24 protein-coding genes and 2 pseudogenes are annotated in these 26,742 nt (G+C 66.4%); 21 read left to right on the plus strand and 5 right to left on the minus strand.

Translation table 11 applies throughout. The features are described from left to right. Positions 1 to 175 precede the first annotated feature (175 nt). A complete protein-coding gene (locus QFZ83_RS02650; protein ID WP_307502315.1) occupies positions 176 to 1,096 on the minus strand; it encodes an amino acid ABC transporter substrate-binding protein in 921 nt (306 codons plus the stop codon). A 274-nt stretch (positions 1,097 to 1,370) separates the two neighbouring features. Further along, the gene (locus tag QFZ83_RS02655) at positions 1,371 to 1,928 is read right to left on the minus strand and encodes a MarR family winged helix-turn-helix transcriptional regulator (protein WP_307502320.1); all 558 of its coding nucleotides are present in this window, start codon (positions 1,926 to 1,928) and stop codon (positions 1,371 to 1,373) included. A 318-nt stretch (positions 1,929 to 2,246) separates the two neighbouring features. On the opposite strand from QFZ83_RS02655, the gene QFZ83_RS02660 reads away from it, so the two are divergent. The 13 genes from QFZ83_RS02660 (at position 2,247) to QFZ83_RS02720 (ending at position 14,703) form a co-directional block, all read left to right on the plus strand. Then, positions 2,247 to 3,161, plus strand: a complete 915-nt coding sequence (locus QFZ83_RS02660; RefSeq protein WP_013543286.1) for a LysR family transcriptional regulator — start codon at positions 2,247 to 2,249, stop codon at positions 3,159 to 3,161. Positions 3,162 to 3,308: 147 nt separating this feature from the next. Then, entirely contained in the window at positions 3,309 to 3,809 is a 501-nt protein-coding gene (locus QFZ83_RS02665) for a type IV pilin protein (RefSeq protein WP_307502322.1), read from the plus strand. Next, positions 3,806 to 4,390, plus strand: a complete 585-nt coding sequence (locus QFZ83_RS02670) for a GspH/FimT family pseudopilin (protein ID WP_307502325.1) — start codon at positions 3,806 to 3,808, stop codon at positions 4,388 to 4,390. The genes QFZ83_RS02665 and QFZ83_RS02670 overlap by 4 nt, the downstream gene beginning before the upstream one ends. Then, positions 4,387 to 4,809 (plus strand): fimbrial assembly protein, encoded by a 423-nt coding sequence (locus QFZ83_RS02675; RefSeq protein WP_307502330.1) that lies wholly within the window; start codon positions 4,387 to 4,389, stop codon positions 4,807 to 4,809. The genes QFZ83_RS02670 and QFZ83_RS02675 overlap by 4 nt, the downstream gene beginning before the upstream one ends. Then, complete coding sequence (locus QFZ83_RS02680) at positions 4,806 to 5,930, plus strand: PilW family protein (protein WP_307502332.1); 1,125 nt, start codon at positions 4,806 to 4,808, stop codon at positions 5,928 to 5,930. The genes QFZ83_RS02675 and QFZ83_RS02680 overlap by 4 nt, the downstream gene beginning before the upstream one ends. Further along, on the plus strand, positions 5,927 to 6,547 hold the full coding sequence (locus tag QFZ83_RS02685; RefSeq protein WP_307502334.1) for a hypothetical protein: 621 nt from the start codon (positions 5,927 to 5,929) through the stop codon (positions 6,545 to 6,547). Before QFZ83_RS02680 ends, QFZ83_RS02685 begins: the two co-directional genes overlap by 4 nt. Then, a complete protein-coding gene (locus QFZ83_RS02690) occupies positions 6,544 to 10,317 on the plus strand; it encodes a pilus assembly protein (protein WP_307502336.1) in 3,774 nt (1,257 codons plus the stop codon). The genes QFZ83_RS02685 and QFZ83_RS02690 overlap by 4 nt, the downstream gene beginning before the upstream one ends. 31 nt (positions 10,318 to 10,348) lie before the next feature. Then, positions 10,349 to 11,047, plus strand: coding sequence for a hypothetical protein (locus QFZ83_RS02695; protein ID WP_307502339.1), 699 nt, complete (start codon positions 10,349 to 10,351; stop codon positions 11,045 to 11,047). Continuing rightward, positions 11,044 to 11,586, plus strand: coding sequence for an ATP/GTP-binding protein (locus QFZ83_RS02700; RefSeq protein WP_013543278.1), 543 nt, complete (start codon positions 11,044 to 11,046; stop codon positions 11,584 to 11,586). Before QFZ83_RS02695 ends, QFZ83_RS02700 begins: the two co-directional genes overlap by 4 nt. Further along, positions 11,583 to 11,993: a roadblock/LC7 domain-containing protein gene (locus QFZ83_RS02705; RefSeq protein ID WP_013543277.1), complete on the plus strand. Its 411-nt coding sequence runs from the start codon at positions 11,583 to 11,585 to the stop codon at positions 11,991 to 11,993. Before QFZ83_RS02700 ends, QFZ83_RS02705 begins: the two co-directional genes overlap by 4 nt. A 47-nt stretch (positions 11,994 to 12,040) precedes the next feature. Next, positions 12,041 to 12,400: a hypothetical protein gene (locus QFZ83_RS02710; RefSeq protein WP_013543276.1), complete on the plus strand. Its 360-nt coding sequence runs from the start codon at positions 12,041 to 12,043 to the stop codon at positions 12,398 to 12,400. 324 nt (positions 12,401 to 12,724) lie between these two features. After that, positions 12,725 to 13,846: an ABC transporter substrate-binding protein gene (locus QFZ83_RS02715; RefSeq protein ID WP_307502341.1), complete on the plus strand. Its 1,122-nt coding sequence runs from the start codon at positions 12,725 to 12,727 to the stop codon at positions 13,844 to 13,846. Between the two features lie 107 nt (positions 13,847 to 13,953). Then, positions 13,954 to 14,703 carry a TerC family protein gene (locus QFZ83_RS02720; RefSeq protein ID WP_307502346.1) on the plus strand — a complete coding sequence of 250 codons (750 nt, stop codon included), beginning with the start codon at positions 13,954 to 13,956 and terminating at the stop codon, positions 14,701 to 14,703. A gap of 48 nt (positions 14,704 to 14,751) precedes the next feature. Here QFZ83_RS02720 and QFZ83_RS02725 read toward each other — a convergent pair whose 3' ends face one another. Further along, entirely contained in the window at positions 14,752 to 15,759 is a 1,008-nt protein-coding gene (locus QFZ83_RS02725) for an AraC family transcriptional regulator (protein WP_306881656.1), read from the minus strand. Between the two features lie 186 nt (positions 15,760 to 15,945). Between QFZ83_RS02725 and QFZ83_RS02730 the strand changes: the two genes are divergently transcribed. From QFZ83_RS02730 to QFZ83_RS02750, 5 genes and pseudogenes are all read left to right on the plus strand, one after another. Next, on the plus strand, positions 15,946 to 16,737 hold the full coding sequence (locus tag QFZ83_RS02730) for an SDR family oxidoreductase (RefSeq protein ID WP_307502349.1): 792 nt from the start codon (positions 15,946 to 15,948) through the stop codon (positions 16,735 to 16,737). A 35-nt stretch (positions 16,738 to 16,772) separates the two neighbouring features. Continuing rightward, entirely contained in the window at positions 16,773 to 18,011 is a 1,239-nt protein-coding gene (locus QFZ83_RS02735) for a styrene monooxygenase/indole monooxygenase family protein (protein WP_306881658.1), read from the plus strand. 14 nt (positions 18,012 to 18,025) lie between these two features. After that, positions 18,026 to 19,261, plus strand: a pseudogene (locus tag QFZ83_RS02740) (styrene monooxygenase/indole monooxygenase family protein); the annotation flags it as partial. Then, entirely contained in the window at positions 19,262 to 19,762 is a 501-nt protein-coding gene (locus tag QFZ83_RS02745; protein ID WP_307512614.1) for a flavin reductase family protein, read from the plus strand. 47 nt (positions 19,763 to 19,809) lie between these two features. Beyond that, entirely contained in the window at positions 19,810 to 21,030 is a 1,221-nt protein-coding gene (locus tag QFZ83_RS02750) for a dienelactone hydrolase family protein (RefSeq protein WP_307502351.1), read from the plus strand. Positions 21,031 to 21,060: 30 nt separating this feature from the next. On the opposite strand, the gene QFZ83_RS02755 is transcribed toward QFZ83_RS02750, so the two are convergent. Beyond that, a complete protein-coding gene (locus QFZ83_RS02755) occupies positions 21,061 to 22,092 on the minus strand; it encodes a LacI family DNA-binding transcriptional regulator (RefSeq protein ID WP_307502355.1) in 1,032 nt (343 codons plus the stop codon). Positions 22,093 to 22,283: 191 nt separating this feature from the next. On the opposite strand from QFZ83_RS02755, the pseudogene QFZ83_RS02760 reads away from it, so the two are divergent. The 3 genes and pseudogenes from QFZ83_RS02760 (at position 22,284) to QFZ83_RS02770 (ending at position 26,292) form a co-directional block, all read left to right on the plus strand. After that, positions 22,284 to 23,635: pseudogene (locus QFZ83_RS02760) on the plus strand (GntP family permease). Positions 23,636 to 23,674: 39 nt separating this feature from the next. Further along, positions 23,675 to 25,234, plus strand: a complete 1,560-nt coding sequence (gene gntK, locus QFZ83_RS02765) for a gluconokinase (protein ID WP_307502358.1) — start codon at positions 23,675 to 23,677, stop codon at positions 25,232 to 25,234. A gap of 47 nt (positions 25,235 to 25,281) precedes the next feature. Next, positions 25,282 to 26,292 (plus strand): AraC family transcriptional regulator, encoded by a 1,011-nt coding sequence (locus QFZ83_RS02770; protein WP_307502361.1) that lies wholly within the window; start codon positions 25,282 to 25,284, stop codon positions 26,290 to 26,292. Between the two features lie 17 nt (positions 26,293 to 26,309). On the opposite strand, the gene QFZ83_RS02775 is transcribed toward QFZ83_RS02770, so the two are convergent. Then, positions 26,310 to 26,735 (minus strand): low affinity iron permease family protein, encoded by a 426-nt coding sequence (locus tag QFZ83_RS02775; RefSeq protein WP_307502365.1) that lies wholly within the window; start codon positions 26,733 to 26,735, stop codon positions 26,310 to 26,312. Between the last annotated feature and the right edge of the window lie 7 nt (positions 26,736 to 26,742).

Raw genomic sequence — 26,742 nt, forward strand, 5'->3', positions numbered from 1 at the left:
CCTCATTGATCGCGCGCGTCTTTAAAGCGAAACGGTGCAAGAAGAACGCCCGGGCCGACAAGGCATGTCCTGCAACTGACGTTTCGCGGCACATGGCACTTGCGACGCGCCGTGAAATGTCAGCCGCTGCTCGACCCGTGAAGCCATCGGGCTGCTGCCGCCCACTCACTCCCGCTCAGATCGAATGGCCGAGCACCATCGCAACGCCGGGCTGCTTGTTCGGCCGAACAAAGCTGTCGCGTGTGAGGCGTCCCATCTTGATGGTGAGCGTGCTGGTGTTGAACCACTTGTCGTAGAGCTTGTTGATCTCGCCACTCGAATACAGCTGCGCGAGGCTGCGGTCGACAGCGGCCAGCAATGCGGTGTCGCCCTTGCGCGCCATCACGGCGTACGGCTCGACCGACAGTGCAAGCCTGCTCAAGCTGAGCGTATCGATCGTCTTGTCGTTCGACACGAGGCCTTGCAGGAGCGAATCGTCCTGCGCGAACGCGCGCACCTTGCCTTCCTTCAGGGCCTTGAAGGCTTCGACGTTGTTGTCGTAGGTGGTGAACTTCGCATCGCGCAGTTCACCCTCGGCGAGTTGCCTGAAAAGCTTCTCCGACGTCGTGCCCTTGGTCAGCGCGACCGGCTGCTTCTGCAGATCCTTCACCGTGTCCACATGAAGGTTCTGGCTCGTCAGCACGCGCATCCCCGCGACGAAGAAGGTGTAGCTGAAGTCCACCTTCTCCTGGCGCGCCATCGTGTTGGTGGTCGAGCCGCACTCGAGGTCGATCTCACCGGAAAGCAGCTTGGGAATGCGGTCCGGTCCGGACACGGGCTTGTACTGAACCTTGATGTCCGGAAGCTTGAGCTCGCGCTTGATCTCCTCGACAGCGTTCATGCACAGGTCCACCGAATAGCCCACGGATTGCTTCTGTGCATTGACGAAGGAAAACGGCGCTGCTGCTTCGCGAACACCGAGCACGATCGTGCGTGTTTCGCGGATCTTGCTCATCGTGTCGACGGCGGCGTGCGCCGGCAATGCAGCCAGTGCCGTCAGTGCGAAAGAAGCGGGAATCAACGTGGCGCGCAGCAGATGCGCGGAAAGAGGGGACATGAGGGACGGCTCGCATGTGTCGCACAGGAACGTGAGCATCGATTGTTTGGAGAAGTGTGTACTTTCCACTAGCGATGAAAATGGAAATCAGCCACTCAGTTTTCAGCGCAATAGTTCAGCGCAATAGTTCAGCGCAATAGTTCAGCGCAATAGTTCAGCGCAATAGGCACGGATGCCGAGTGCCGAACGCCGAAGCCGCCATCCAGCTTTTGCGTCGTCCGCTCCGGGGAAGCTGCGCCTTGAAGCAGCGATCAGCTGTTCGTGCGGCAGCAGACTAGATCAGGCAGATGTCGACCTGCTTGGACCAGTGGTGGCGCGTTCCACCCGCGCGACGATCGGCTTTCTCCGGCACTGCGCGCTGTGCATTCAATGCGTTGCCGCGCGATTCGAGCTGGTACAGGCACTGGAGAAGGATATGGTGGTGTTCGGCATCGAGGCCTTCGAGAAGGTCGACGTTGAGGCCGGCAATGCGCGGGAACAATTCTTCGAAGAGTTGCTGGCCTGCGTCGCTCAATTGCACGTGGACTTCGCGGCCGTCATCGGCGTTCTGACGCCGTTCGATCAGGCGCTTCTCGAAAAGGCTTCGCAGGCCCCGCGATGTGCGCACGCGGTCGAGCTGCAGCTGCTCGGCGAGCGCCGAGGGCCTGATCTCTCCGACCTGCGCGAGCATGCCGATCATTCCCCATTCCCGGTGCGTGATGCCGAAGCCCCCCTCCACGATGCGCGTTGCCATGGCCCTGCTTGAGCGCGTGGCGTTCCACAAGCGGTAGAGCAAGAGGTCGTCCAGTGCGCGCGGTGCGCGCAGTGCTGTCGTATCGGGAAGGGCTCGCATGTGGATAAGGGCTCGTAATGAAGCTGCCGGTAATTGATTAGGTCAAATGATCGTTATGTTTCTATAACAAGCAACAGACGACATGCTGCGGCAATTTGCTGCGAACGGCGAGCTTTTTCGCAAAGTACATCAGCCCTCCGGGGATGTCAGCTCCCGTTCAGCGTGTTGCGTGAGGGACGTACCTCAAATGAACCGCCCGGCATCCCTTTGATGCGCCGCGAATGCCCCTGATTGGTGCGGCCCAAGCCCTCAGGAAAGTTGGAGACGTATCGAAAAAAAAGCCGGCTCGAACCTGGCAACAACAACAGGAAGAATCCCATGCTCGATCTGAATGAAGTGGCGATGTTTGTGCAGGTGGCTCGCAGCGGCAGCTTCGCCGAGGCGGCACGACGCTTGAGCGTGCCTTCCGCCACGGTGAGCCGGCGCATCCAGCAACTCGAGGCGCGGCTGGGCACGCGGTTGATGCAGCGCTCGACCCGCAAGCTCACGCTGACGAGCGCAGGCGAGTCCTTCCACGAGCGATGCGGCCCGGCGGTCGAGGAGCTCATCGAAGCCGGTCAACTGCACGTGGCGGACAACTCGGAGCCGTCCGGCACGGTGCGCGTGACCGCGCCGACCAGCTTCTTCGATTTCTTCCAGATGGAATGGGTGGACACGTTCCTGGCCGAGCATCCCCAGGTGCGCCTGGACTTCGTGCTCAGCGATCTGCTGGTCGACCTGATTGCCGATCGCATCGACATCGCATTCCGCGGCGGCCCGCTGCAGGACTCCTGCTATGTGGCCCGGCGCATCTTCGCGAGCTATGGCGAACTGACCGCCAGCCCGGCCTATCTGGCGGCGCATGGCGTGCCCATGTCCCTGGAGGACCTCGGCGAGCACGAGTGCGTGGTGCAGCCCGATGCGAGCGGCAACGCCATCTGGCGCCTGCAGGACGCGGAAGGCGTGGAGAAGGACGTGCGCGTGAAAGGGCGCTTCAACAGCAACACGCAGTCGGTGCTGCGCCAGGCCGCATGCGCGGGCCTGGGCATTGCCGCGCTGCCCTCGATCCTGACGGCCCCCGAAATCGCCGCCGGCAGGCTGGTGCGGGTGCTGCCCGGGTACACGCGCGCCGGCCGCGGTCTGAGCGTTGTCTACCCCAGTCGCCAGCAGCGTCCGCTGGCCGTTTCGATGTTCGCCGACATGGCTGTGGAAAAACTGAGCCAGCAGGGTTGGGCGCCCACATCTGGTGCATAGCGTTCCGCCACGGCATTGCCTTGAAAACTGAGTGGCTGCATTTCATTCATCGATCTAGTCGAAAGCATTCGTTGATGCAAACAATTGTCACATCAGTTTCTTCGTGACACCTACGAGAGTTCGGTTTTTTGTGGTTGGAAAACAGCAATGCAAATACAAATCTTGAGGACGGCGAGGCGGCCACGTGCGGACGTCGTCGCGGGCCGGAGCATTGCCGGCTTCACGCTGATCGAGGTGATGATCACCGTGGCCATCGTGGCCATCCTCGCGTCGATTGCGCTGCCCAGCTACCGCGACTACGTGCTGCGCGGCCAACTGGTCGACGCCACCAACGGATTGGCCGCCATGCGCGCGGACATGGAGCGCTACTACCAGGACAACCGGACCTACGCCGCAAAGGACCCGTTCGTTCCGCCGTGCACTCCCACCACGAAACGGACCAACGTGGTCGGCTACTTCACGCTGTCTTGCCCCGCGCCCACGGCGACCGGCTACACGCTGAAGGCCGTCGGCACCGGTCCCACGGAGGGATTCACCTTTACGGTGAACGAGCTTGGCGTCCAGAGCACCGTGATCACGGGCACGTCGGGCTGGACGGGGTGCGACAAGGCCTGGGTGACCAAGCGGGGCCAGGCGTGCCCGAAATGAAAAGCCGCACGCGTCGGGCATCGGGGTTCACGCTGATCGAGATGATGGTGACCGTCACGCTGCTGGGCATCCTGACGATGCTGGCCATGCCCTCGTTCAGCACCTGGATCGCCAACAACAAGGTCCGCACCGTGAGCGACTCGCTGCAGAACGGCTTGCGCTTCGCGCAGTCCGAGGCGCTGCGCCGCAGCCGGCCGATGGTGTTTTCGCTCACCAACAGCAACTCGCCCGACACGAGCCTGGCCGCCATCAGGAACGGCAGCAACTGGTCGGTCAACGTGTCCAAGTCGAGCCTGGATGCCGAGAGCGTGTTCGTGCAGTCCGGCGTGCTGAGCGACGTCGCCTCCGGCGTGCGAATCACCGGGGATGCGGCCATCTGCTTCAACGCCATGGGACGGCTGGTGCCCAACACCGACACGGGCGTGATCAATGCCAACTGCAGTGGCAAGGCCCCTGCGCCCTATGTCATCGAGGCGCCCGGCTCGGACCGCCCGCTGCGAGTGCTCGTCGCACTCGGCGGGCAGGTTCGCATGTGCGACCCGGCGCGCTCGCTCGCAGACTCCCCGGACGGTTGCCCATGAAGAAAAGTCTGCGCAACGCTTCCGCTGCGAAGCAGTCGGGCATCGCCTTGCTCGAAGTGCTCGTCTCCGTGCTGCTGTTCTCCCTGGGCATCCTGGGCCTGGTGGGCTTGCAGGCGCGTGCCATCAGCCTTTCGACGGACGCACAGGACCGCAACCGCGCGGCCTTGCTGGCGGACGACATCGCCAGCGCGATGTGGCTCGGCAAGTCGGTGGCGGTGGACACCGGTGCGGGCTCGATCTGGCGCAAGCGCTTGGACGACGTTGCCAACGCAGGCCTCCCCAACGGCGCCGTGACCGTTACCGCCGTGGGCGGCGTACCCAATACCGCCGACATCAAGATCACCTGGCGGGCGCCTGGCCGCGCGGACGCGAAGACCGAGCAGGACAGCACCCTCACCACGCGGGTGACCTTGCCATGAAGCAGCGCGGCCTCACGCTCATCGAGCTGCTCGTGTCCATGGTCATCGGCCTCATCGTGACGCTGGCGGTGACCAGCATCGTGATCGTGGGCGAGACCCACAAGCGCGTCACCACCTCGAACAACGACATGGAGCAGGCCGGCGCCTACGCCGCCTACGTGCTCGACCGGGCGCTGCGAAGCGCCGGCTCGAGCCTCGTCCAGTCCTTTCAGCCGACCGACCGGGGCGTGTTCGGCTGCAAGCTCAACGTGGCTTCCGTGCTCCCCGCCGCGGGCGCGTTTCCGGCGCCCTTCAAGGCCTTCCTGGGCGGCAAGCCGTCCGACTTGCGCGTGGCCCCGGTGCTCATCGGCAAGAGCCAGTCCGATGCCGGCTCCGACGTGCTGGTCGTCATGGGCGGCGATGCGGTCGCGGGCGGCGTTCCGCGCGGATTGACCGACCCCGGCTCTTCCAAGACGCTGTCGATGGACAACACCGTCGGCGTGTCCGCCGGCGATCTCGTGCTGGTCAGCCAGCAGGGCACGACGGACTGCCTGCTCGAGCAGGTCACCGACACCTCGGCCAAGGTGCTGAGCCTGGGCGGTACCTACTACACGCCCGGCAAGTCGACCACGCTCGAGTCGCTGGCGGCAAGCACCCAGACCTATGTCACGCCGCTCGGCAATCCCATCAACGGCAACGTGCAGTTCCAGCTCTTCGGCGTGGACGGCAACCGCACGCTCCTGGGCTACGACCTGCTGCAGGGCGCCAAGGGCACCACGCAGGCGCTCGCCGACGGGGTGGCCGAACTGCACGCGATCTATGGCGTGGACAACAACGGCGACGGCATCCTCGACGGCTGGGTGGACCCCGGCACCGCGGACTACGGCATCGCCACGCTCATGAAGACGCCGGACACGCTGAAGAAGATCCTCGCCGTGCGTGTCGCGCTCGTCATGCGCAGCGCGAACAAGGAAAAGGATGCCGTGTCGCCCAAGCAGCTCACGCTTTTTGGCGACATGCAGGACGCATCGAACAACTCGCTCGCACACATCGTGAAGCTGAGCGCCGAAGACGGTCAGCGCTACCGCTGGCGGGTCGTCGAATTCACCATCCCGCTGCGCAACATGCTGCTGCTGCCATGAAGATTCCCATGCCCTCCACGCGCGCCGCAGTGCGCCAGCGCGGCGTCGTCCTGTTGCTGTGCCTCATCGTTCTGGTGATCCTCCTGGCCGGTGGCGTGGCGGTGGTGCGCTCCATGAACACCTCGCTGACCTCCGCCGGCAACCTGGCTTTCCGGCGCGACCTGGTGAACCAGGGCGAGCGGGCCGTGTCCGTGGTGCTCGCGGAATTTTCCAGCAATGGCGCGCTCGTGAACGCGACGGACGATGTTCCGGCACAGAACTTCAAGGCGACCAAGCTGGAAAACAACCCGCAGGGCGTGCCGCTGGCGCTGCTGGACGAAAAGGCATTCAAGACGGTCGGCACGGTCGACAAAGACATCAAGGATGCCGATGCGCAGATCAGCATCCGCTACGTGATCGACCGCCTCTGCACCAGCACCGGCCCGGCCACCAGCACCGGCTGCGTGCAGTCGTCCGCCGCCCCGGCCGGCGGCACGGCCAGTCCCACGCCGCCGCCGACGCCACCCACCGCCACGATCTACCGCCTGAGCCTGCGCGTCACCGGCCCGCGCGACACGCAGGTGTTCACGCAGTCGACGTTCACCAAGCCAGAGCACGAAAGCACCGCATCCCCATGACAAGCGCTTTTTGTCGTTCATCGACCGTGGTCTCCAGCATCGGGGCGATCGCGGCCATCTGCCTGGGCCTGTCGTCGCCGGCCGCGCTGGCGACCACCGCCAAGCTGTCGGACCAGCCCGTGTTCGCCTCGTCCGACGTGCCGGGAAATCTTGCGTTGGCGCTGTCGGTGGAATACCCCACCGCGATCAGCGTGGCCAACCTCAACGACTACGCCGATGCCACGGAGTACCTGGGCTACTTCGATCCGCGCAAGTGCTACACGTACACCTACGTCGCGCCGGCGGTGAAGGACGGCGCTGCATCCGCCAGCTACTTCCAGCCGGCCGGCGCGTCCACCGGCACCAACAAGCACAGTTGTTCGGGACAGTGGAGCGGCAACTTCATGAACTGGGCCACGATGCAGACCATCGACCCATTCCGCTGGGCGCTCTCGGGCGGCTATCGAAGCGTGGACACCACGAGCGAAACCATCCTGGAGAAGGGGTGGGGCTCCGCCCAGGGCAACATCACCAATTTCCCGCTGCGCGGCACCGATCAGGGAGGCGGGCACAAGCTGCCGAAGGCATCGATTTCCTCGGTCACGCCGTTCGGCAACTGGAGCAACTTCAATACGAGCATCTGGTCGCGCGGCAACACCATGGTGTTCACCGGGACAGGCAACCCAAACGGCACGGGAGGCGACCTGAAGGATGTCGGCGCTGCCAACGACGCAAAGAAGACGGACGCCATCTACCAGGTCTATGTGCGCGTCAAGGTCTGCGACACCTCGGCCGGTGCCGGCGGCGTGGAGGCCAACTGCGTCAAGTACGGCACCAACTACAAGCCCGAAGGCTTGCTGCAGCAGAACGCCAACAAGATCCGCTACGGCACCTTCTCGTTCCTGAACGCCGGCGGCATTGCGCAGCAGGGCGGCGTGATGCGCGCGCCGATGGGCTTCATCGGCCCGACGTATCCGCAGCCGCTGTCCACCGCGGTGGTCACCAACACGCGCGGCGAGTGGGATGCCGCCACCGGCATCATGAACACCAACCCCGACGCGGTGTCGGCCACGGCGAGCGGCGTCGTGCAGAGCGGGGTGATGAACTACCTCAACAAGTTCGGCCAGTCCGCCAAGAACTACATGACGTACGACAACGTCAGCGAGCTCTACTACGCTGCCGTGCGGTACTTCGAGAACCTGGGCAACGTCCCCGAATGGACCAACTCGGTGGCCGCCAACGTGGAGGGCAGGGAGGCCAAGCTCGACGGTTTTCCCGCAGTGACCGACTGGAGCGGCAAGGACCCCATTTCCTATTCGTGCCAGAAGAATTTCATTCTGGGCATCGGCGACGACCACACCCACTACGACTACAACGTGGGCGGAAGCGCGGTGACGAGCTGGCGAGGCAATCCCGCGACGGTCGCCGCGGACTCGCTGAACAAGGCGGATGCCTGGACGAAGAACCTGCAGGTGATGGAAGGCTTCAAGGCGCCGACGCCGTGGTGGAAGACCGGCGGCAGCGATACGACTTACTACATCGCCGGCCTGGCCTACGGCGCGCACGTGAACGACATCCGCCCCGATCTGGCCGGCATGCAGAACATCTCCACCTACTGGATGGACGTCATGGAGTACCAGCGGGCCGAAGACCTGAACCCGTACTACCTGGCAACCAAATACGGCGGCTTCAGCGTGCCCGCGAACTACGACCCGGCCACCACCACGCCGCTCGCGCAGGAATGGTGGAACACCTCGGGCGACAGCATCGACATGAACGGCAACAAGCGCTTGCGGCCCGACAACTACTTCCTGGCCGGCAATGCAGGGCAGATGGTGAGCGGCCTCAGGGCGGCGTTCACCGACATCGCCAACGCGATCAAGGCCTACACCACGTCCTTTTCGCTTTCCACGGCGCAGGCGGCCTCCACCGGCAGCGCCTCCTACGCATCGCAGTACGACTCCAAGGGATGGACGGGCGTGGTCACCGCCAGCAAGCTCACCTTCGCCAGCGACGGCACGCCGTCCGCCGCACCCGTCTGGACCACCAGCACCACGCTCGAAGCCCAGTTGGCCAATGGCGGCTGGGACACGGCGCGCCGCGTCGCGACATGGGACGGCAACAAGGGCGTGGCCTTCCGCGCCGGCAGCGTGACGTCGGCACAACTGGCCGCCCTCGCGCCCGCCTACGCCAGCACCACGAGCAGCACCGACTACCTGAACTACCTGCGCGGCGATCGCAAGAACGAAGGCACCTCGACGGCGGCCGAAAGCACACGGGCACTGCGCAGCCGGTCCCTGCTGCTGGGCGACATCGTCAATTCGAAGGTCATGCCTGTCGGGCCGCCCGCGACCAGTTTCTCGGAGAAGAGCAACCCGGGCTACACGGCCTTCAAGACCAAGTGGGCCGCGCGCCCCACCATGGTCTACGTCGGTGCCAACGACGGCATGTTGCATGCATTCAATGGCGCCCTCGACGGCACCAACCCCGGCACCGAGCAGTTCGCCTACGTGCCGAGCGCCTTGTTCCAGGGGCCGAACGGCACGCCGCAGGTCGATGGGCTGGCGCAGCTTGGAAGTCCCAAGTACGCCCACCGCTACTACGTGGATGCAACGCCGCTGGTGTTCGACATCGACCTGAACAACGCCGGCGGCGCCTCCACCACCAAGGGCAACGGGAACGGAAACGGCAACGGCAACAGCACCAAGTGGCACAGCCTGCTGGTCGGCGGGCTGGGCAAGGGCGGCAAGAGCTACTACGCCATCGACGTGACCGACCCGGCAAACATGGACAGCGAAACCGCGGTGGCACGCAAGGTGAAATGGGAATTCACCGACGCCACCATGGGCTACAGCTATGGCGCACCCATGGCCGTGAAGACGGATAAGTACGGCTGGGTCGTGATCCTCACCTCGGGCTACAACAACAGCGACGGCAAGGGCTACCTGTACATCGTCGATCCGAGGACCGGTGCATTGCTCGAGAAGATGGGAACGCCCACCGCCTCCAACGGTCTCGCGCAGGCGTCCGCCTACGTGGCCGACCATGCCGACAACACCGCGGATGCCGTCTATGCAGCGGATCTCGACGGGCAGCTCTGGCGCTTCGATCTCACCGCCGCCAAGGGCAGCAGCTATCCGGCGCCGACCTTGCTGGCCACGCTGACCGACGCATCGGGCAACGCGCAACCCGTCACCACCGCGCCGCTGATCGAGATCAACCCCGTCACGCGCAAGCGTTTCGTGCTGCTCGGCACCGGCAAGCTGCTGGACGCCTCGGACGTGAATTCGAAGGCACCGCAGTCGTTCTACGCCATCGTGGACGGAACGGCAGGGGGCTTCAATGCAGTGACCGCGCCCATCACGCGCAGCCAGCTCACGAAGGTGGACGATGTGCTCAAGGGCATCAGCCTCTCGAACACTTCACCGGGCTGGTATCTGGACCTGGGTGTGGACACCGGCGTCGGCTGGCGTCTTGTCTCCAGCCCGGCGGCCTTCAACGGCATCGTGGCTTTCTCCAGCCTGCTGACCACCGGCGACGCCTGCAGTCCTTCGGGGCAGAGCCGGGTCTATGCCATCAACTACGGAACGGGGGGCTCGGTGCTGCTGCCCGCCGGAACCGCCTACCAGAGCTTCCCGAGCGCCGTCACCGACCTCAGATTCGTGAGCGTGGACGGGTCGACCCGCATCGTCGTCGGCACCGACGGGAGGCCGGTGCCCGTGAAAGCCGATCTGTCCAAGGGCATCTCGCTGCGCCTCCTGAACTGGCGCGAAGTGCCGGCGGTGAACTGATGCGAACCCTCATGCAACCGGGAGGCAAGACATGTCCGTTCTGAGAATGGGTGTGTACGGATTGCCGGCGGCCGAGGCCGCCGTGATCCGGACCATCGTGCAGCTCTACGCGAGCGACCTTTCCTTTCCGTGGACCTTCGTCACCGCGCCGCCGTACGACGCATTGCTCGTCGACGAGAGCGCAACCGCGGCCGAGCGCGCCGGCTTTGCCCGCATGGCCGGCTCGCTGCTCACGCTCACGCGCAGGAACTCCGGCAGCCATGCGCACACGCTGGAGCGGCCGATACGCGCCGACCGGCTGCAGCAATGGTTGAAGAGCACCGAGCGCACCCTGCTGGCGGTGCCGCCCGTGCCAGCGGTAACGCCCGAGCAGATGGTGCCGAAGATCGAGGTCTCCGAGTCGGTGCGCTTCACGCTGCGCCGCTGGCCCTCGGCCCTGCTGCTGCGCAACGACCCCGAAAAAGTGCGGATGGCCAGCCTGCTGGTGCGCCGTGCATTGAGTGCGACCGAACTGTCCGACCTGGGCGAGATCCCGCTGTCGCGCTGCGTCACCTTTCTTCAGACGCTGCGCTCGGCGGGCGTGCTGGAGCTGCACGTGGTGCCCTCCAGCGCGCGGCTGCATGCGGACCACCTGCCGCGCGCCCAGGGGTTGTCCGCGCCGGTGCGCGGCGCGTTCGCGCGCAGCCTCATCAGCGGCATCCGCCGGCACCTGGGGCTGGGTACGCCATGAGGGAATACAAGATCCTTTTCACCGGCACCGTGGGCGCCGGCAAGACCACGGCGATCGGGAGCGTGAGCGATGTGCCGCCGGTCATGACCGACGTGCGGAACTCCGACACGTCGATCGCCAAGGAGCGCACCACCGTCGGCCTGGATTTCGGCGAACTGACGCTGGACAACGGAGACCGCGTTCGCATGTTCGGCACGCCGGGGCAGGAGCGCTTCGCGTTTCTCTGGAAGATCCTCGTTCGCAACGCGCTGGGCCTGGTCGTCCTCATCGACAACTCGCGCCCCGATCCGCTGGCCGACCTGGCCCTCTACATGAACGGCTTTTCCGAGGCGCTGCGCACGATTCCCTGCACCGTCGGCGTGGGCCGCATGGAGACCCATCCGGTGCCCAGCCTGGACGACTACGCGCAGGCGATCGCAGGCACGGGCCGGGTGTTTCCGATCTTGAGCGTGGACGTGCGCAACAGCAGCGACGTGATCCTGTTGCTCGACACGCTGCTCATGCAACTCGAAGCCGATCTGGGAGGGGAGAACGAATGACTGTTTCACATGGCCTGTCGAAGACCGCCACTGCGCTCGCGCAGCGCGAGGCACGCAAGCTGGTCGACGAGCTGAACGGCGTGACCGCCGCGGTGATCGCCACCATCGACGGATTCAGCGTGGCCTCCGCGGTCACCGGCGACGTGGACCCCGCCCGCGTGGCGGCCATGGCCAGTTCCATCGTGGCGATCAGCGAGGTGGTGTCCGAGGAGGCGCGCCTCGGGCGCCAAAAGAGCGTGATCGTGCAGACCGAGTCGGGCTTCGCGGTTTTCTGCAGCGTGTACCGGCGCGATGTCGAACTGGTCATCAACGTGATCGCCCGCGACTCGGCTGTGCTGGCGCTGGTGTCGTACCGGACCGCCCAGCTCGCCAGGACGCTTGCCGACGCGTCCCCCTTTCATGCCTGACACCTGATTTTTTTCTGAGACTTTTTTATTTTTAACTGGAGAACGAATTGGCATCCATCAAGCAAACCCTCGAAGAAATCCTGTCGCTGGACGGCGCCATGTGCGCGGCGATCGTCGATTCCGGCAGCGGAATGATCCTGGGCTCCGCGGGCTCGGGCCTGGACCTGGAAATCGCCGCGGCCGGCAACACCGAGGTCGTGCGCACCAAGCTCAAGACGATGCGGGCCCTTGGCCTCAATGACGTCGTCGAAGACATCCTGATCACCCTTGGGAAGCAGTACCACATCATCCGCCCCTCGGTCTCCAAGGAAGGCGTGTTCATCTACGTCGTGCTGGACAAGCTGCGCTCCAACCTCGCGCTGGCTCGCCGCAAGACGCAGGACGCGGACAAGCAACTGGACTTCTGAGCACCGCACCCCCTGCCATCGAAAAACACGCTGCGAAGCGTGGCGCTGGCGGGTGGTTCCACCTGGCCGCTTTCGCCGGTCGCGGGCGCCTATGGCGAGCTGGGCCGTTTTCTTGCGCTGGGCGGCAACGCGCTCGCACGTTCCTCGCTGCAAGGGGCTGCCGGCCTGCGGGCGCGCTGGTAGCGCCGCATGCATGCCCTGCCCCACACGCAATGAGGCAGTGGCTGAATTCCCTTTCGAAAACCCAAGTGCCATCTCATGCCTTCCAGCCGTATCCCCTTTCCTGAGAAGCCGTCTGCTTCACGGACCCGCCGTTTCCTCCTGGTGTCCGGCGTCGCCGCCTCGCTGGGGCTTGCCAGCCTGCCGGGCGTCGCCAAGGACAAGGCCGCGGAGGACGCGACCATCGTGATCGGCCAGTCGGCGCCGTTCAGCGGCCCTTCTGCGCAGCTGGGCACGGAGTTCAACGTGGGTGCGCGCGTCTACTTCCAGATGGTCAACGAGGCGGGCGGCGTCCACGGACGAAAGATCGAGCTGCACGCCAAGGACGACGCCTACGACCCGAAGGTGACTGCCAGCAACACGGCCGACCTGCTGGAGCAGGACCGCGCCGTGGCGCTGTTCGGCTATGTCGGCACCTCCACCACCCTGGCGGCGCTGCCCCTGGCCGTGGCTGCGCAGGTGCCGTTCTTTGCACCGGTGACCGGTGCCGAGGCACTGCGCCAGCCGTTCAATCGCGTCGTCTTCAACGTCAGGGCCAGTTATTTCGACGAGTCGGAAAACATCCTCGAGCAGTTGGCGGTCACCGGTGCAAAGAACGTCGCGGTCTTATTCCAGAACGATGCCTACGGCAAGGCCGGGCTCGAGGCGATGACCAGGGCAGCGGCCAAGCGCGGCTTTCCGATCGTCGCGACCACCGCCATCGAGCGGCACAGCACCGAGGTGGCGGCTGCCGCCAAGGCACTCCAGGCGGCGCGTCCCGATGCCGTGGCGCTGATCAGCTCCTACGTGTCCAGCGCGGCACTCATCAAGGAAATGAAGAAGGCCGGCTACACCGGGCGCTTCGTCAGCGTGTCCTTCGTCGGCGGCAAGGCACTGGCCGACGAGCTGGGCACCCTGGCCGCGGGCGTGATGGTTTCCGAAGTCGTTCCCTTTCCATGGGGCCGGGCGTCCGTGCTGCAGAACGAATATGCGCTGGCCATGCAGAAGGCCGGCGTGCCGCACATGAGCTTCGGATCGATGGAAGGATTCCTTGCCGCGAAGACGCTGGTCGAAGGGCTGCGCCGCACGGGCCGCGATCTCACGCGCGCGAGGCTTCTGGCCGCCCTGGAAACGATGAACAAATGGGACGCGGGCGGATTCTTCGTGTCCTTCACTCCCGACAACCACAGCGGCTCGCGCTTCGTCGAGATGACGATGATCGGCACCGGCGGGCGCTTCGTTCATTGATGGAATTACCCCGAAAACCTGCGGCCCTTCTTCGTTGCCGCATGCGCCCTCGCAGGTGAGAATCCGCGCAGCTTCGCCCTCCGGTGGGGCCGTCTGAAAGAACCCCGATGCTTGAACTCCTGACAGACCCGCAGGTCTGGATTGCCTTTGCCACCCTGACGGCGCTCGAGCTCGTGCTGGGCATCGACAACATCATCTTCATCTCCATCCTGGTCGACAAGCTGCCGCCCGAAAAGCGCGAGTTCGCGCGCCGGATAGGGCTGTTCATGGCCATGTTCATGCGCATCGGGCTGCTGCTGGTGCTGGCCTGGATCGTGGGGCTGGTCGCGCCGCTGTTCTCGGTGTTCAGCCAGGAGATCTCGGGGCGGGACCTCATCCTGATCCTGGGCGGCCTGTTCCTGATCTGGAAGAGCACGACCGAGGTGCATCAGTCCCTGGAGGGTGCGCACGAACAGAAGGCGAGCGTGGCCAAGGCGACCTTCACCTCCGTCATGCTCCAGATCATCGTGATCGATCTCGTGTTCTCGCTGGACTCGATCATCACCGCGGTCGGCATGGTGGACGACGTGCGCGTCATGATCGCCGCGGTGGTGGTCTCGGTGCTGCTGATGATGGTGTTCGCGGGCCCGATCGGGCGCTTTGTGTCGGCCCATCCCACCATCAAGATGCTGGCGCTGGCCTTCCTCGTGGTCGTGGGTGTCGTGCTGGTCGCGGAGGGCTTCGACCATCATGTGCCCAAGGGCTACGTGTACTTCGCGATGGCTTTCTCGGTGGGCGTGGAGCTGCTCAACATCCGGATGCGCAAGAAGGCGGCCAAGGCGGTGGAACTGCATCCGCCCCACATGCCGGGCTCCTGATTTCCGGGCGCTGACCTGCCCCTCCGCCTGTGCGCAGGGGCGGGCGCATCAGGCGCCGCGCGGTCCCCGCGTCTCGGACGGCCGCTCCCCGAAGCGTGCACGGTACTGCGCCGCGAAGTGCCCTAAGTGAAGGAAGCCGTACTTCTGCGCCACCTCGCGCACGCCGGTTCCGGCGACGCCGGCCGACGACCGCAGTTCGGCCCGCACCCTGTCCAGCCGCATCTCCCGCAAGAACTCCATCGGCCCCTGCCCCGCATGCTGGCGAAACGCAAGTTGCAACGCACGCGCGCTGCACCCGACTTCCCGGCACACGTCCGCCAGCGACAGCGGCTCCTCTGCATGCGCGGCCATGTATTCCTGGGCCCTGCGCACCACGCGCGGCAATAGTCGCCGCTGCGCATCGCCAGCGAGCACGCGCGAGTAGTTGTGCCCCGCCGACATCAACAGGCTCGACATCAAATAAGCCTCGGCATGCTCGGCCAGCGGGCTGCCAGCCTGCAGCGCATTCCCCGCATCGAGCGTGAGCCGCAGGTAGTCGATGAAATGCACCAGCGGCGCCAGCACAGGGTTGTCCAGCGGCACGCCGAGGTCGAACACCAGCGCCTGCCCGACGGGCGCCTGCAGCAGCGATTCGAGCCGCGAGAGCAGCGCGGAGCGCGCGAGCTGCACGATCAGGTGCGGGCTGTCGTCGGCCCAGCGCATCGAGAGCGGTTCGGTGGGCGAGGGCAGCGACGCGAGCAGCGGCGTGGCGTCCACCTGCTGCGCGCCGCAGCGGATCTCCGCGCCGCCGCGCAGCGGAATCTGCAGCAAGAAAAATTCCTGCAGGTACCCGGGGTCGATCTGCACGCCGGGCCCGTACTGCACGTAGTTGAGGCTCACGTCCCGGTGCAGCCGCGCGCTGTGGTGGCAGGCGTCCAACTCGGTGCGCGGCTTGAGCATCACCAGCCCGTGCGGACAGAACACGCGGGCGACGCTTTCGCGTGCCTCGTCCATGTCGTGGCTCTCGAACAGCCGGTAGCGCTGCAGCGGCAACGAGGGGGTGGTGAGGGTTTCCATGGGGCGAAGGCACCGTAGCAAAAACCATCCCCGCCCACAATTCGGGCCTCCCCTCGGAAAAACCTGCGCGCCAGGGACATCGCCTGCGTTTGCGGGATGCTCCCAAGGCCCGCCCCCTCGTAACGTTCGCTCCACACACAGGCCCACCGGGTCTGCCCGATCGACCCACCGAGGAGAGCAAGCGTCATGTTCAAGGGACTCGCAGGCAAGAGCGCCATCGTCACTGGCGGCGCCACATTGATAGGCGTCGGCGTGGTGCGCGCGCTGCACGCGGCCGGCGTGAAGGTCGTTGTCGCCGACATCGATGCCGACAACGGCCAGGCACTCGCCGATTCGCTCGGCGCCGGCGTGCGGTTCGTGCGCACCGACATCACCGACGACGCGCAGGTGCACGCCTGCGTCGCCGAGGCGGCCGAGCGGCACGGCGGCGTGCACTTTCTCGTCAACCTCGCCTGCTCCTACGTGGACGACGGCTTCAAGTCGCCGCGCGCCGACTGGCTCACCTCGTTCAACGTGAACGTGGCGAGCGCGGTGGCGATGCTGCAGGCCGCGCATCCGCACATGGTGGCGGCCGGCGGCGGGGCGGTGGTCAATTTCACGAGCATCTCGTCGCGCGTGGCGCAGACGGGGCGCTGGCTCTATCCGGTGAGCAAGGCCGCCATGGCGCAGCTCACCCGCAACATGGCGATGGACCTCGCGCAGGACAACATCCGGGTGAACAGCGTGTCGCCGGGCTGGACCTGGTCGGCCGTGATGGAGCGTTTGAGCGGTAACGACCGCGCCAAGACCGACCGCGTGGCCGCGCCGTTCCACCTGCTCGGGCGCGTCGGCGATCCGGACGAGGTCGCACAGGTGGTGCTGTTCCTGTGCTCCGACCACGCGAGCTTCGTGACCGGTGCCGACTACGCGGTGGACGGCGGCTATTCCGCCATGGGCCCCGAGCAGGCCGTGCCTGCCATTCCCCTGTTGATGGACTGACCCGCTCCGAACGGAGCAATCAAGGAGCAAATGAAATGAAGCGAATCGCCATCGTCGGCGCGGGCCAGTCGGGCCTGCAACTGGGTCTCGGCCTGCTCGCGGCAGGCTACGAGGTCACCATGTTCAGCAACCGCACGGGGGAGGACATCCGCCGCGGCAAGGTCATGTCGAGCCAGTGCATGTTCGACACCTCGCTGCAGATCGAACGCGACCTGGGCCTGGACCACTGGGCGAGCGACTGCCCGACGGTAGACGGCATCGGCCTGGCCGTGCCGCATCCCGAGCAGAAGGGCGCCAAGGCCATCGACTGGGCCGCGCGGCTGAACGCGAGCGCGCAGTCGGTCGACCAGCGCGTGAAGATCCCGGCGTGGATGGACGAGTTCCAGAAGAAGGGCGGCGAGCTCGTCTTCAAGGACGCGGGCATCGACGAGCTGGAGGCTTGCACCCAGAGCCATGACCTCACGCTGGTGGCGAGCGGCAAGGGCGAGATCTCGAAGCTCTTCGAGCGCGACGCGCACAAGTCGCCCTACGACAAGCCGCAGCGCGCGTTGGCGCTCACCTATGTGAAGGGCATGGCGCCGCGCGAGCCGTTCTCGGCGGTGTGCTTCAACCTGATTCCCGGCGTGGGCGAGTACTTCGTGTTCCCTGCGCTGACGACGACGGGGCCGTGCGAGATCATGGTGTTCGAAGGCGTGCCCGGCGGCCCGATGGATTGCTGGGCCGAGGTGAAGACGCCGGATGAGCATCTGGCGCGCAGCAAGTGGATCCTCGACACCTTCACGCCGTGGGAGGCCGAGCGCTGCAAGGACATCGAGCTGACAGACGACAACGGCATCCTCGCGGGCCGCTTCGCGCCGACGGTGCGCAAGCCCGTCGCGACATTGCCCTCGGGCCGCAAGGTGCTGGGCCTGGCCGACGTGGTGGTGCTCAACGATCCGATCACGGGGCAGGGCTCGAATAACGCGGCCAAGTGCGCCGACACGTACCTGAAGAGCATCCTCGCGCGCGGCGACGGCGCGGCCGATGCGGCCTGGATGCAGCAGACCTTCGACCGCTACTGGTTCGGCTATGCGCAGTGGGTCACGCAGTGGACCAACATGCTGCTAGCGCCGCCGCCGCCCCACGTGCTCAACCTGCTCGGCAGCGCCGGCGCGGTGCCGCCACTGGCGAGCGCCTTCGCCAACGGCTTCGACGATCCGCGCACCTTCTTCCCGTGGTTCGCGGATGCCGCGGAATCGGAGCGCTACATCGCCACCTGCGCGGCCGTCGCGTAGCCCGGAGCGAACCTATGAAGCGACGCGTGGCCATCGTCGGCGCCGGACAGTCCGGCATGCAGCTCGCGCTCGGTCTGCAGCGCGCGGGGCACGAGGTGACGGTTTTTTCGAACCGCTCGGCGCGGGAGATTCTCGAAGGGCCGGTGATGTCCAGCCAGTGCATGTTCGAGACCGCGCTGCAGACCGAGCGCGAACTCGACCTGGACGGGTGGGCGGACGACTGCCCCGCCATCGAAGGCATCGGCATCGCGGTGCGCAACCCCGAAGGCGGCAAAGCGATCGAATGGCACGCGCGGCTCGACGGGCCAGCGCGGTCGGTCGACCAGCGGCTGAAGATTCCCGCGTGGATGGCCGAGTTCGAGAAACGCGGCGGCCAGTTGGTGCTGAAAGATATGGGCCTCGACGACCTGGAGACCTGCGCGCAGACGCACGACCTCGTGGTCGTGGCGAGCGGCAAGGGCGAGATCTCGAAACTGTTCGAGCGCGACGAGGCCCGGTCCCCGTGCGACCAGCCGCAGCGCGCGCTGGCGCTCACCTATGTGAAGGGCATGAAGTCGGCCGAGCCGTATGCGCGCGTGTGCTTCAACCTGATTCCGGGCGTGGGCGAGTACTTCGTGTTCCCTGCGCTGACGACGACGGGGCCGTGCGAGATCATGGTGTTCGAAGGCGTGCCCGGCGGCCCGATGGATTGCTGGGCGGATGTGAGGACGCCGCAGGAACACCTCGCGCGCAGCAAATGGATTCTCGAAACTTTCCTGCCGTGGGAGGCCGAGCGCTGCACCCACATCGAGTTGACAGACGACAACGGCATCCTCACCGGACGCTTCACGCCCACGGTGCGCAAGCCCATCGCCACGCTGCCCTCGGGTCGCAAGGTGCTGGGCCTGGCCGATGTGGTGGTGCTCAACGACCCGATCACGGGGCAGGGCGCCAACAACGCGGCCAAGTGCGCCGACATTTACTTGAAGCGCATCCTCGAACACGGCGATGCGCCGCTCGATGCCGCGTGGATGCAGGAGACCTTCGACCGCTATTGGGAGGGCTACGCGCGCTGGGCCACCGACTGGACGAACAGCCTGCTCGCACCGCCGAAGCCGCACCTCTTGAAGCTGCTGCAGAGCGCGACCCACATGCCCGCGGTGGCGAGCACCATCGTCAACGGCTTCGACGATCCGCGCGCCTTCGCGCCCTGGTGGTTCGACGCCGCCGAAGCCGACCGCTTTCTCGAAACCCGCGCACGGGAGGCGGCTGTGGATCGCTTCGACCGGCGCGACTTCCGCAAGGCGCTCGGCCAGTTCAGCACCGGCGTCACTGTCATCACCACGCGAGCCATCGACGGCCGCCGCGTGGGCATGACCGCCAATTCGTTCTCGTCGGTGTCACTCGATCCGCCGCTGGTGCTGTGGAGCCTCGCACGGCAGGCGCCGAGCGTGGCCGACTTCACCGGCGCCAGCCACTTCGCGATCAATGTGCTCGCGGCGAACCAGCATCACCTGTCGCGGCAGTTCTCGACGCCGCAGGCCGACAAGTTCGGGGGCGTGGACTGCTGCGAGGGCACGGCCGGCGTGCCGCTGCTGGACGGCGTCATCGCCCGCTTCACCTGCCGCAACGTGAAGCAGTACGACGGCGGAGACCATCTGATCTTCATTGGCGAGGTCGAGCGCTACGATCGCTTCGACGGCGAGCCGCTGGTCTTTCATTCAGGCTACTACCAGGTGACGACAAGGCACCCGGAATGCATGCAGCAGTGAGCACGCGGCCCGCTTCACCACCCCACCTCATCCACGGAGCAGTTCACATGCAGCAAAAAATCCGCATCCAGGCCACCGACGGCAGCGGCAGTTTCAACGGCTACCTCGCATTGCCCAAATCCGGCAGCGGCCCCGGCCTCGTGATCGCGCAGGAAATCTTCGGCATCAACCACACGATGCGCGAGGTGGCCGACTACTACGCGGAAGAAGGCTACGTCGTGCTGGTGCCCGACCTCTTCTGGCGTCAGGAGCCCGATGTCGAACTCGGCTACAGCGAGGCCGACTGGCAGCGCGCCTTCGCGCTCTACGGCGGCTTCGACGAGGCCAAGGGCATGGAGGACATGCAGGCCGCGATCACCGCGCTGCGCCAGCGGCCCGAGGTGCAAGAGAAGAAGGTCGGCGTGCTCGGCTTCTGCCTCGGCGGCAAGCTCGCGTACCTGGCGGCGTGCCGCACCGATGCGGACGTGGCCGTCGGCTACTACGGCGTGGGCATCGATGCCGCGCTCGGCGAAGCCGACCACATCAAGCGCCCGCTCACGCTGCACATCGCCGAGCTCGACAAGTTCTGCCCGCCCGAGGCGCGCGACCGCATCGTGCAGACGCTGCAGGGCCGCCCGGGTGTTTCGCTCTACGTGTACCCCGGCATGGACCACGCCTTCGCACGCAACGGCGGCGAGCACTTCCACAAGCCTTCGGCGCTGATGGCGCACGAGCGCAGCATCGCGGCGCTGAAGGGCGCGATCGGCCCGAACTACGACCTGTCGGCGCTCTGGGACAAGCATTGCGAGTACGAGTTCGGCACGCGCAACGTCGACGACACGATGGGCACCATGGTGGCCGAGCCGTATGTGAACCACATCCCCACCATGACCGGCGGCGTGGGCTACAAGGCGCTGCACGCCTTCTATACGAACCACTTCGTCAACAGCAACCCGCCCGACACCTCGCTGGTGCCGATCTCGCGCACCGTGGGCGCCTCGCAGGTGGTCGACGAGATGCTGTTCTGCTTCACGCACACGACCGAGATCCCGTGGATGCTTCCCGGCGTGGCGCCGACCGGCAAGCGCGTGGAGATTCCGCTGCTCGCGGTCATCAAGTTCCGCGGCGACAAGCTCTATCACGAGCACATCTACTGGGACCAGGCGAGCGTGCTGGTGCAGGTCGGCCTGCTCGATGCGAAGCTGCTGCCGGTGGCCGGCGTGGAGACGGCGCGCAAGCTGCTGGACGAGACGCTGCCGTCGAATACGTTGATGGAAAAAACGCGCTGAGGCTGAGGCTGCGGCGCGCCGCCCTTCGCCTCAACTGCTGCGCCGCACCACCAGGTCGAAGCCCAGGTCGACGGTGCGCTCGGGCACCGGCGCCGCGCGCATCAGCGCCAAGAGCATGGTGGCTGCGCGCCGGCCGATCTCGCGGCGCGGGGTGCGCACGGTGGTCAGCGGCGGCAGCATCTGGTCGCTGCCGCCCAGGTCGTTGAAGCCCGCAATGGCCACGCGTTGCGGCACCGGCACGCCGGTGCGCAGCGCGGCGAGCAGTGCGCCCTGGGCGAGGTCGTCGTTGCAATAGAAGATGGCGTCCACGTCGGGGTGGCGCGCGAGCAGGTCTTCGAACTGCCGGCCGCCCAGCGCGATGGAGGTCGGGCCGGGCACCAGCAGCTCGAGCGCCGGGTCGTGGCAGCCGGCCGCGCGCAATGCCTCGCGATAGCCCTCCAGCCGCATCATCACACGCGGATCGAGCTGGCCGGCGGCATAGGCGATGCGCCGGCGGCCGCGCTGCAGCAGGTGCTCGACGATCGTGCGGCCCGCGTCCCGCTGCGAGAAGCCGACGCTGTAGACGCCGGGCGCGTCCGAGGTTTCCATCAGGTGCACGCAGGGCGTATTGCTGCGCTCGAGCATCCGCAGGGCCGCATCGCTGCGGTCGAAGCCGGTCAGCAGCAAGCCCGCCGGCCGCTGCGAGAGGTAGCTGCGCAGCAGCGCTTCTTCCTGCGCGGGGTCGTAGTGGGTCACGCCGATGAGCGACTGGAAACCGTGCGGCGAGAGCGCGTCCTGCACCGCCTCCAGCAGTTCCACGAAGAGCTGGTTGGTCAGTGACGGGATCAGCACCGCCACATGCGAGCTGCGCGCCGAAGCCAGCGCGCGGGCCGCCACGTTGGGGATGTAGCCGAGCTGGTCGACCGCCGCCTGCACGCGCGCCTGAAGCTCGGGCGCCACATTGCGCGCGCCGCGCAAGGCGCGCGACACCGTGATCGGGCTCACGCCGCAGGCGCGGGCCACATCGTCGAGCGTCACCTGGCTGGAGGAACGGGGGCGGGGTCGGTCGGGGGCGTCGGCCATGGGCGATTTCTAAGGGTTATTACCAAGATTGAATTGGACAGCGCTGTCCTAGGATAGCGCTGTCCAGCCCTGCGCCGATTCGGGACAAACCCGAGCGTGCCCAGAGTGCTGTTTTTTTGGACCGCGCAGGATAGCGCTGTCCCACTCGCCGGCGGCCCCTGTTGCGGCAGCCGGTTTCAGGAGACACACACATGTTCGGAATGAGCAAAGAGGTTTTCCTGCTCGTCGACGCCCTGGTGGCGATCCTCGGGCTGATCCTTCTGATCACGCGCTGGCGCGTGCACCCCTTCATCGCGCTGACGCTGGCCGCCGGCTTCCTCGGCCTCACCTCGGGCATGCCGGTGGACCTGGTGATGAAGTCCTTCCAGGAGGGCTTCGGCGGCGTGCTCGGCTTCGTGGGCATCGTGCTCGGCCTGGGCACCATGCTCGGCAAGATGATGGCGGAGTCGGGCGGCGCCGACCGCATTGCGCGCACGCTCATCGACGCCTTCGGCAAGGAGCGCGTGCACTGGGCCATGATGTTCGCGGCCTTCCTGGTGGGCATTCCGCTCTTCTTCGAGATCGGCTTCGTGCTGCTGATTCCGCTGGTGTTCATCGTGGCGCGGCGCACCGGCGTGTCGCTGATCCGCATCGGCATTCCGCTCCTGGCGGGCCTGTCGGTGGTGCACGGCCTGGTGCCGCCGCACCCGGGCCGCTGCTGGCGATCGGCGTGTTCGGCGCCGACATCGGCAAGACCATCTTCTACGGCCTGCTTGTCGGCCTGCCCACCGCAATGATCGCGGGCCCGATCTTCGGCAAGTACATCTCCAAGTACGTACCGGGCGAAGCCTCGCCCGAACTGATGGAACAACTGGCGCGCGAACCCGAAGCGCGCGAGCTGCCGGGCTTCGGCATCACGCTGGTCACGATCCTGCTGCCGGTCGCGCTGATGCTCTTGAAGACCTTTGCCGACGTGGCGCTCGACGACAAGAACATCGTGCGCCTGTGGCTGGACTTCATCGGCCACCCGATCACCGCGCTGCTGGCGGCGCTTTTGCTGTCGCTCTACACCTTCGGCTTTGCGCGCGGCTTCACCAGCAAGCAGATCATGAAGTTCGTGGACGACAGCCTCGCACCGACCGCGGCCATCGTGCTGATCATCGGCGCGGGCGGCGGCTTCAAGCAGATGCTGGTGACCAGCGGCGTGGGCAACGCCATCGGGCACATGGCGCTGAATGCGCAGGTCTCGCCGATCCTCCTGGCCTGGCTGGTCGCTGGGCTGATCCGCATCGCGACGGGTTCGGCCACGGTCGCCACCATCACCGGTGCCGGCATCGTCGCGCCGCTCGCCACCCTGGTGCCGGGCGTGAACCTCGAGCTGCTGGTGCTGGCCACGGGCGCGGGGTCGCTGATCCTCTCGCACGTGAACGACGCGGGCTTCTGGCTGGTCAAGCAATACTTCAACATGACGGTGGCCGAGACCTTCAAGACCTGGACGGTGATGGAAACGCTGATCTCGGTCGTGGCCCTCGCGTTCATCATGCTGCTGAGCATGTTCGTCTGATCGTGTTCGCCTGAATGTGATCACTCAAGGAGACAAGCCATGGGCCGCACCGTCATCGGCGTCGACATCGGAACCACCAGCACCAAGGCGGTGGCCTTCACGCCCGCGGGGCGTGTGCTGGCCCACCACGCGGTCGACTACCCGCTGCTGCAGCCCGAAGCCGGCGCCGCCGAGCAGGATCCCGAGCAGATCTTCCAGGCGGTGCTCGCGGCCATCGCGGGCTGCGTGCAGGAGAGCAAGGCCGCGCCCGCCGACGTGCTCGCCGTTTCCTTCAGCGCGGCCATGCACAGCCTGATCCTGGTCGACGGTGCGGGCGCGCCGCTGACCGCCAGCATCACCTGGGCCGACCAACGCGCTGCGCGTTGGGCCGAGCGCATCCGCGACGAATGGGACGGGCTGGCCATCTACCGCCGCACCGGCACGCCGATCCACCCGATGTCGCCGCTGGTCAAGCTGGTGTGGCTGCGCCACGAGCGCGCCGAACTCTTCGCGAGTGCGACGCGCTTCGTCGGCATCAAGGAATACGTGTTCTCCCGGCTCTTCGGCCAGTGGCAGGTCGACCATTCGATCGCCTCGGCCACGGGGCTCTTCAACATCGAGCGGCTCGATTGGGACGAGGGCGCGCTCGCGCTGGCCGGCGTGCGCGCCGACCAGTTGTCGCGCCCGGTGCCGACCACCTGGCACATCGAGGGCCTCGCGGCCGGTGTCGCGGCGCAACTGGGCCTGGCAACCGACACGCCCTTCGTCATCGGCGCCAACGACGGCGTGCTCTCCAACCTCGGCGTGAACGCGGTGGCGCCCGGCGAGGTCGCCGTGACCATCGGCACCAGCGGCGCGATGCGCACCGTGGTCGACCACCCGATGACCGACCCCGAGGGCCGCACCTTCTGCTATGCGCTCGCCGAGCGGCGCTGGGTGGTGGGCGGTCCGGTGAACAACGGCGGCATCATCCTGCGTTGGGTGCGCGACGAGTTCGCCTCGGCCGAGGCCGAGACCGCCAAGCGCCTGGGCATCGACACCTACGAGGTGCTCACGCGCATCGCCGAGCGCGTGTCGGCCGGCAGCGAGGGGCTGGTGTTCCACCCTTTCCTCACCGGCGAGCGCGCGCCGTACTGGAACGCCGACCTGCGCGGCTCCTTCTTCGGGCTGGGCATCCACCACCGCAAGGAACACATGATCCGCGCGGTGCTCGAGGGCGTGATCTTCAACCTCTACAGCATCCTGCCGGCGGTCGAATCGATTGCCGGGCGCAGCGCCCACATCAAGGCCACCGGCGGCTTCGCGCGCTCGGGCATGTGGCGCCAGATGATGGCCGACGTGTTCGACCGCGAGGTGGTGGTGCCCGAGAGCTTCGAGAGCTCGTGCCTGGGCGCCGCGGTGCTCGGGCTCTATGCGCTGGGCCATGTCGATTCGCTCGACGTGGTCGCGGGCATGGTCGGCGCCACGCACCGCCACACGCCCAATGCGAAGAACGCGGCGCTCTACCGGCAGCTGCTGCCGGTGTACCTGTCGCTGCCGCGCAAGCTCAGTGAGGAATACCGGCTGCTCGCCGCGTTCCAGCAGCAGACGGCGATGCCGCCGCCGGCTCGCAAGAGCTGACGCCCGCCACCCACCGTTCATCGTTGTCGTCCGTTGGAGATTTGGTCTTGCCGAACACGATCCCGCCGGCCTCCGCCTCCCGAACGCATGCGGCCGCAGCGCGCCCGTACACCAACGCGCGCGCCCGCCCACTCGATGCGCGGCGCGGCACGGCATCCGAGCCCGCGGTGCCTGCACCGGAGGAAACCCGGGCCACCATCCACTGCGAGACCTCTCCTGCGGCCTCGGTGCGCGGCAACGAAACGAACTGCCTGCACGAGCACGAGCTGCACCTGATCGGGGCCGCGCCGGCGCGCCTGCGCGTGGGCAGCGGCATCGACGAGGAAACCCACCGCTTCGCGCCTGGCACCGTGGTGCTGCTGGGCCCGCGGCTGCCGCACAGCCTTGTGTTCGAGCACCGCCCGCTGCATGGCGCGGGCAATGCCGGCAGCCTGGTGCTGCGCTTCGGCGACGAGCCGCTGCGCCGCGGCATGGAACTGTTTCCCGAGCTTCGCGACGCGGCGCCGCTCCTGGCGCGCGCGCGCCAGGGCGTGCAGTTCGTGGGACTGAACGAAGGCATCGTTTCGCGGTTGCGACGCATCGAGATGCTGCAAGGCCTCGCACGCTTCGCGGAATTCACCGTGCTGCTCAACGAGCTCTCGCAATGGTCCGAGTACCGGCTGCTGGCCGATGCCGCGTTCACCGACGATTCGCTGGGCGAGCACATGGCTGCGACGCGCATCCACAAGGCGCTCGACCACATCCGCGACAACTACGTGGACGAACTCTCGCTCGCCGAGGTCGGCGCGATCGTGGGCATGCGCGAGAACGCTTTCTCGCGCAGCTTTCGCCGTGCCACGGGCCAGACCTTCACCGACTTCGTGATCGGCCTGCGCGTGGCGCGTGCCTGCCGCCTGCTCGCATCGACGCGCCAGCAGGTGAGCAGCATCTGCTACGAGGTGGGCTTCAACAACATCTCGAACTTCAACCGGCACTTCAGGCGGATCAAGGGCATGACGCCGGGTGAATTTCGCGCGGAGTGCCAGAGGCCCGGCGTCCCCGCTCCCTCCGTGTCATAGGCAGGCCGGGTCCGGCCTCAGGACTTGGTCGCGGCTTCCCCGTCGTGACCGCGCCGGTGGCGTTCGGCGCGGGTGCGATCCAGCGTGGCCTGGTTGCTCCTGGCCGCCGCTTCGCATTTCTCGTGCAGCGCGGTCAGTTCATGGTCGGTGAGTTTCTCGATGCCCATGAATTCGTTCTGGGCGTTGGACGATCGGATCAGCTCGTCGAGCTTCGTCTGCAGCGCCACGCCATCGCGGTTCTGGGTGTTCTGAATCAGGAACACCATGAGGAAGGTCACGATGGTGGTACCGGTGTTGATGACCAGCTGCCAGGTTTCCGAGAAGCCGAAGAACGGTCCGGCCACCGCCCAGGCAACCACCACGGCCACGCACACCAGGAAGGTGAGCGGGCTGCCCGCGACATGCGCGGTCTTGTTGGCGAACAAGGCGAACAGGCGATCCATGAATGAC

The sequence above is a fragment of the Variovorax sp. W1I1 genome (assembly GCF_030815625.1).
GTDB lineage: Bacteria > Pseudomonadota > Gammaproteobacteria > Burkholderiales > Burkholderiaceae_C > Variovorax > Variovorax paradoxus_C.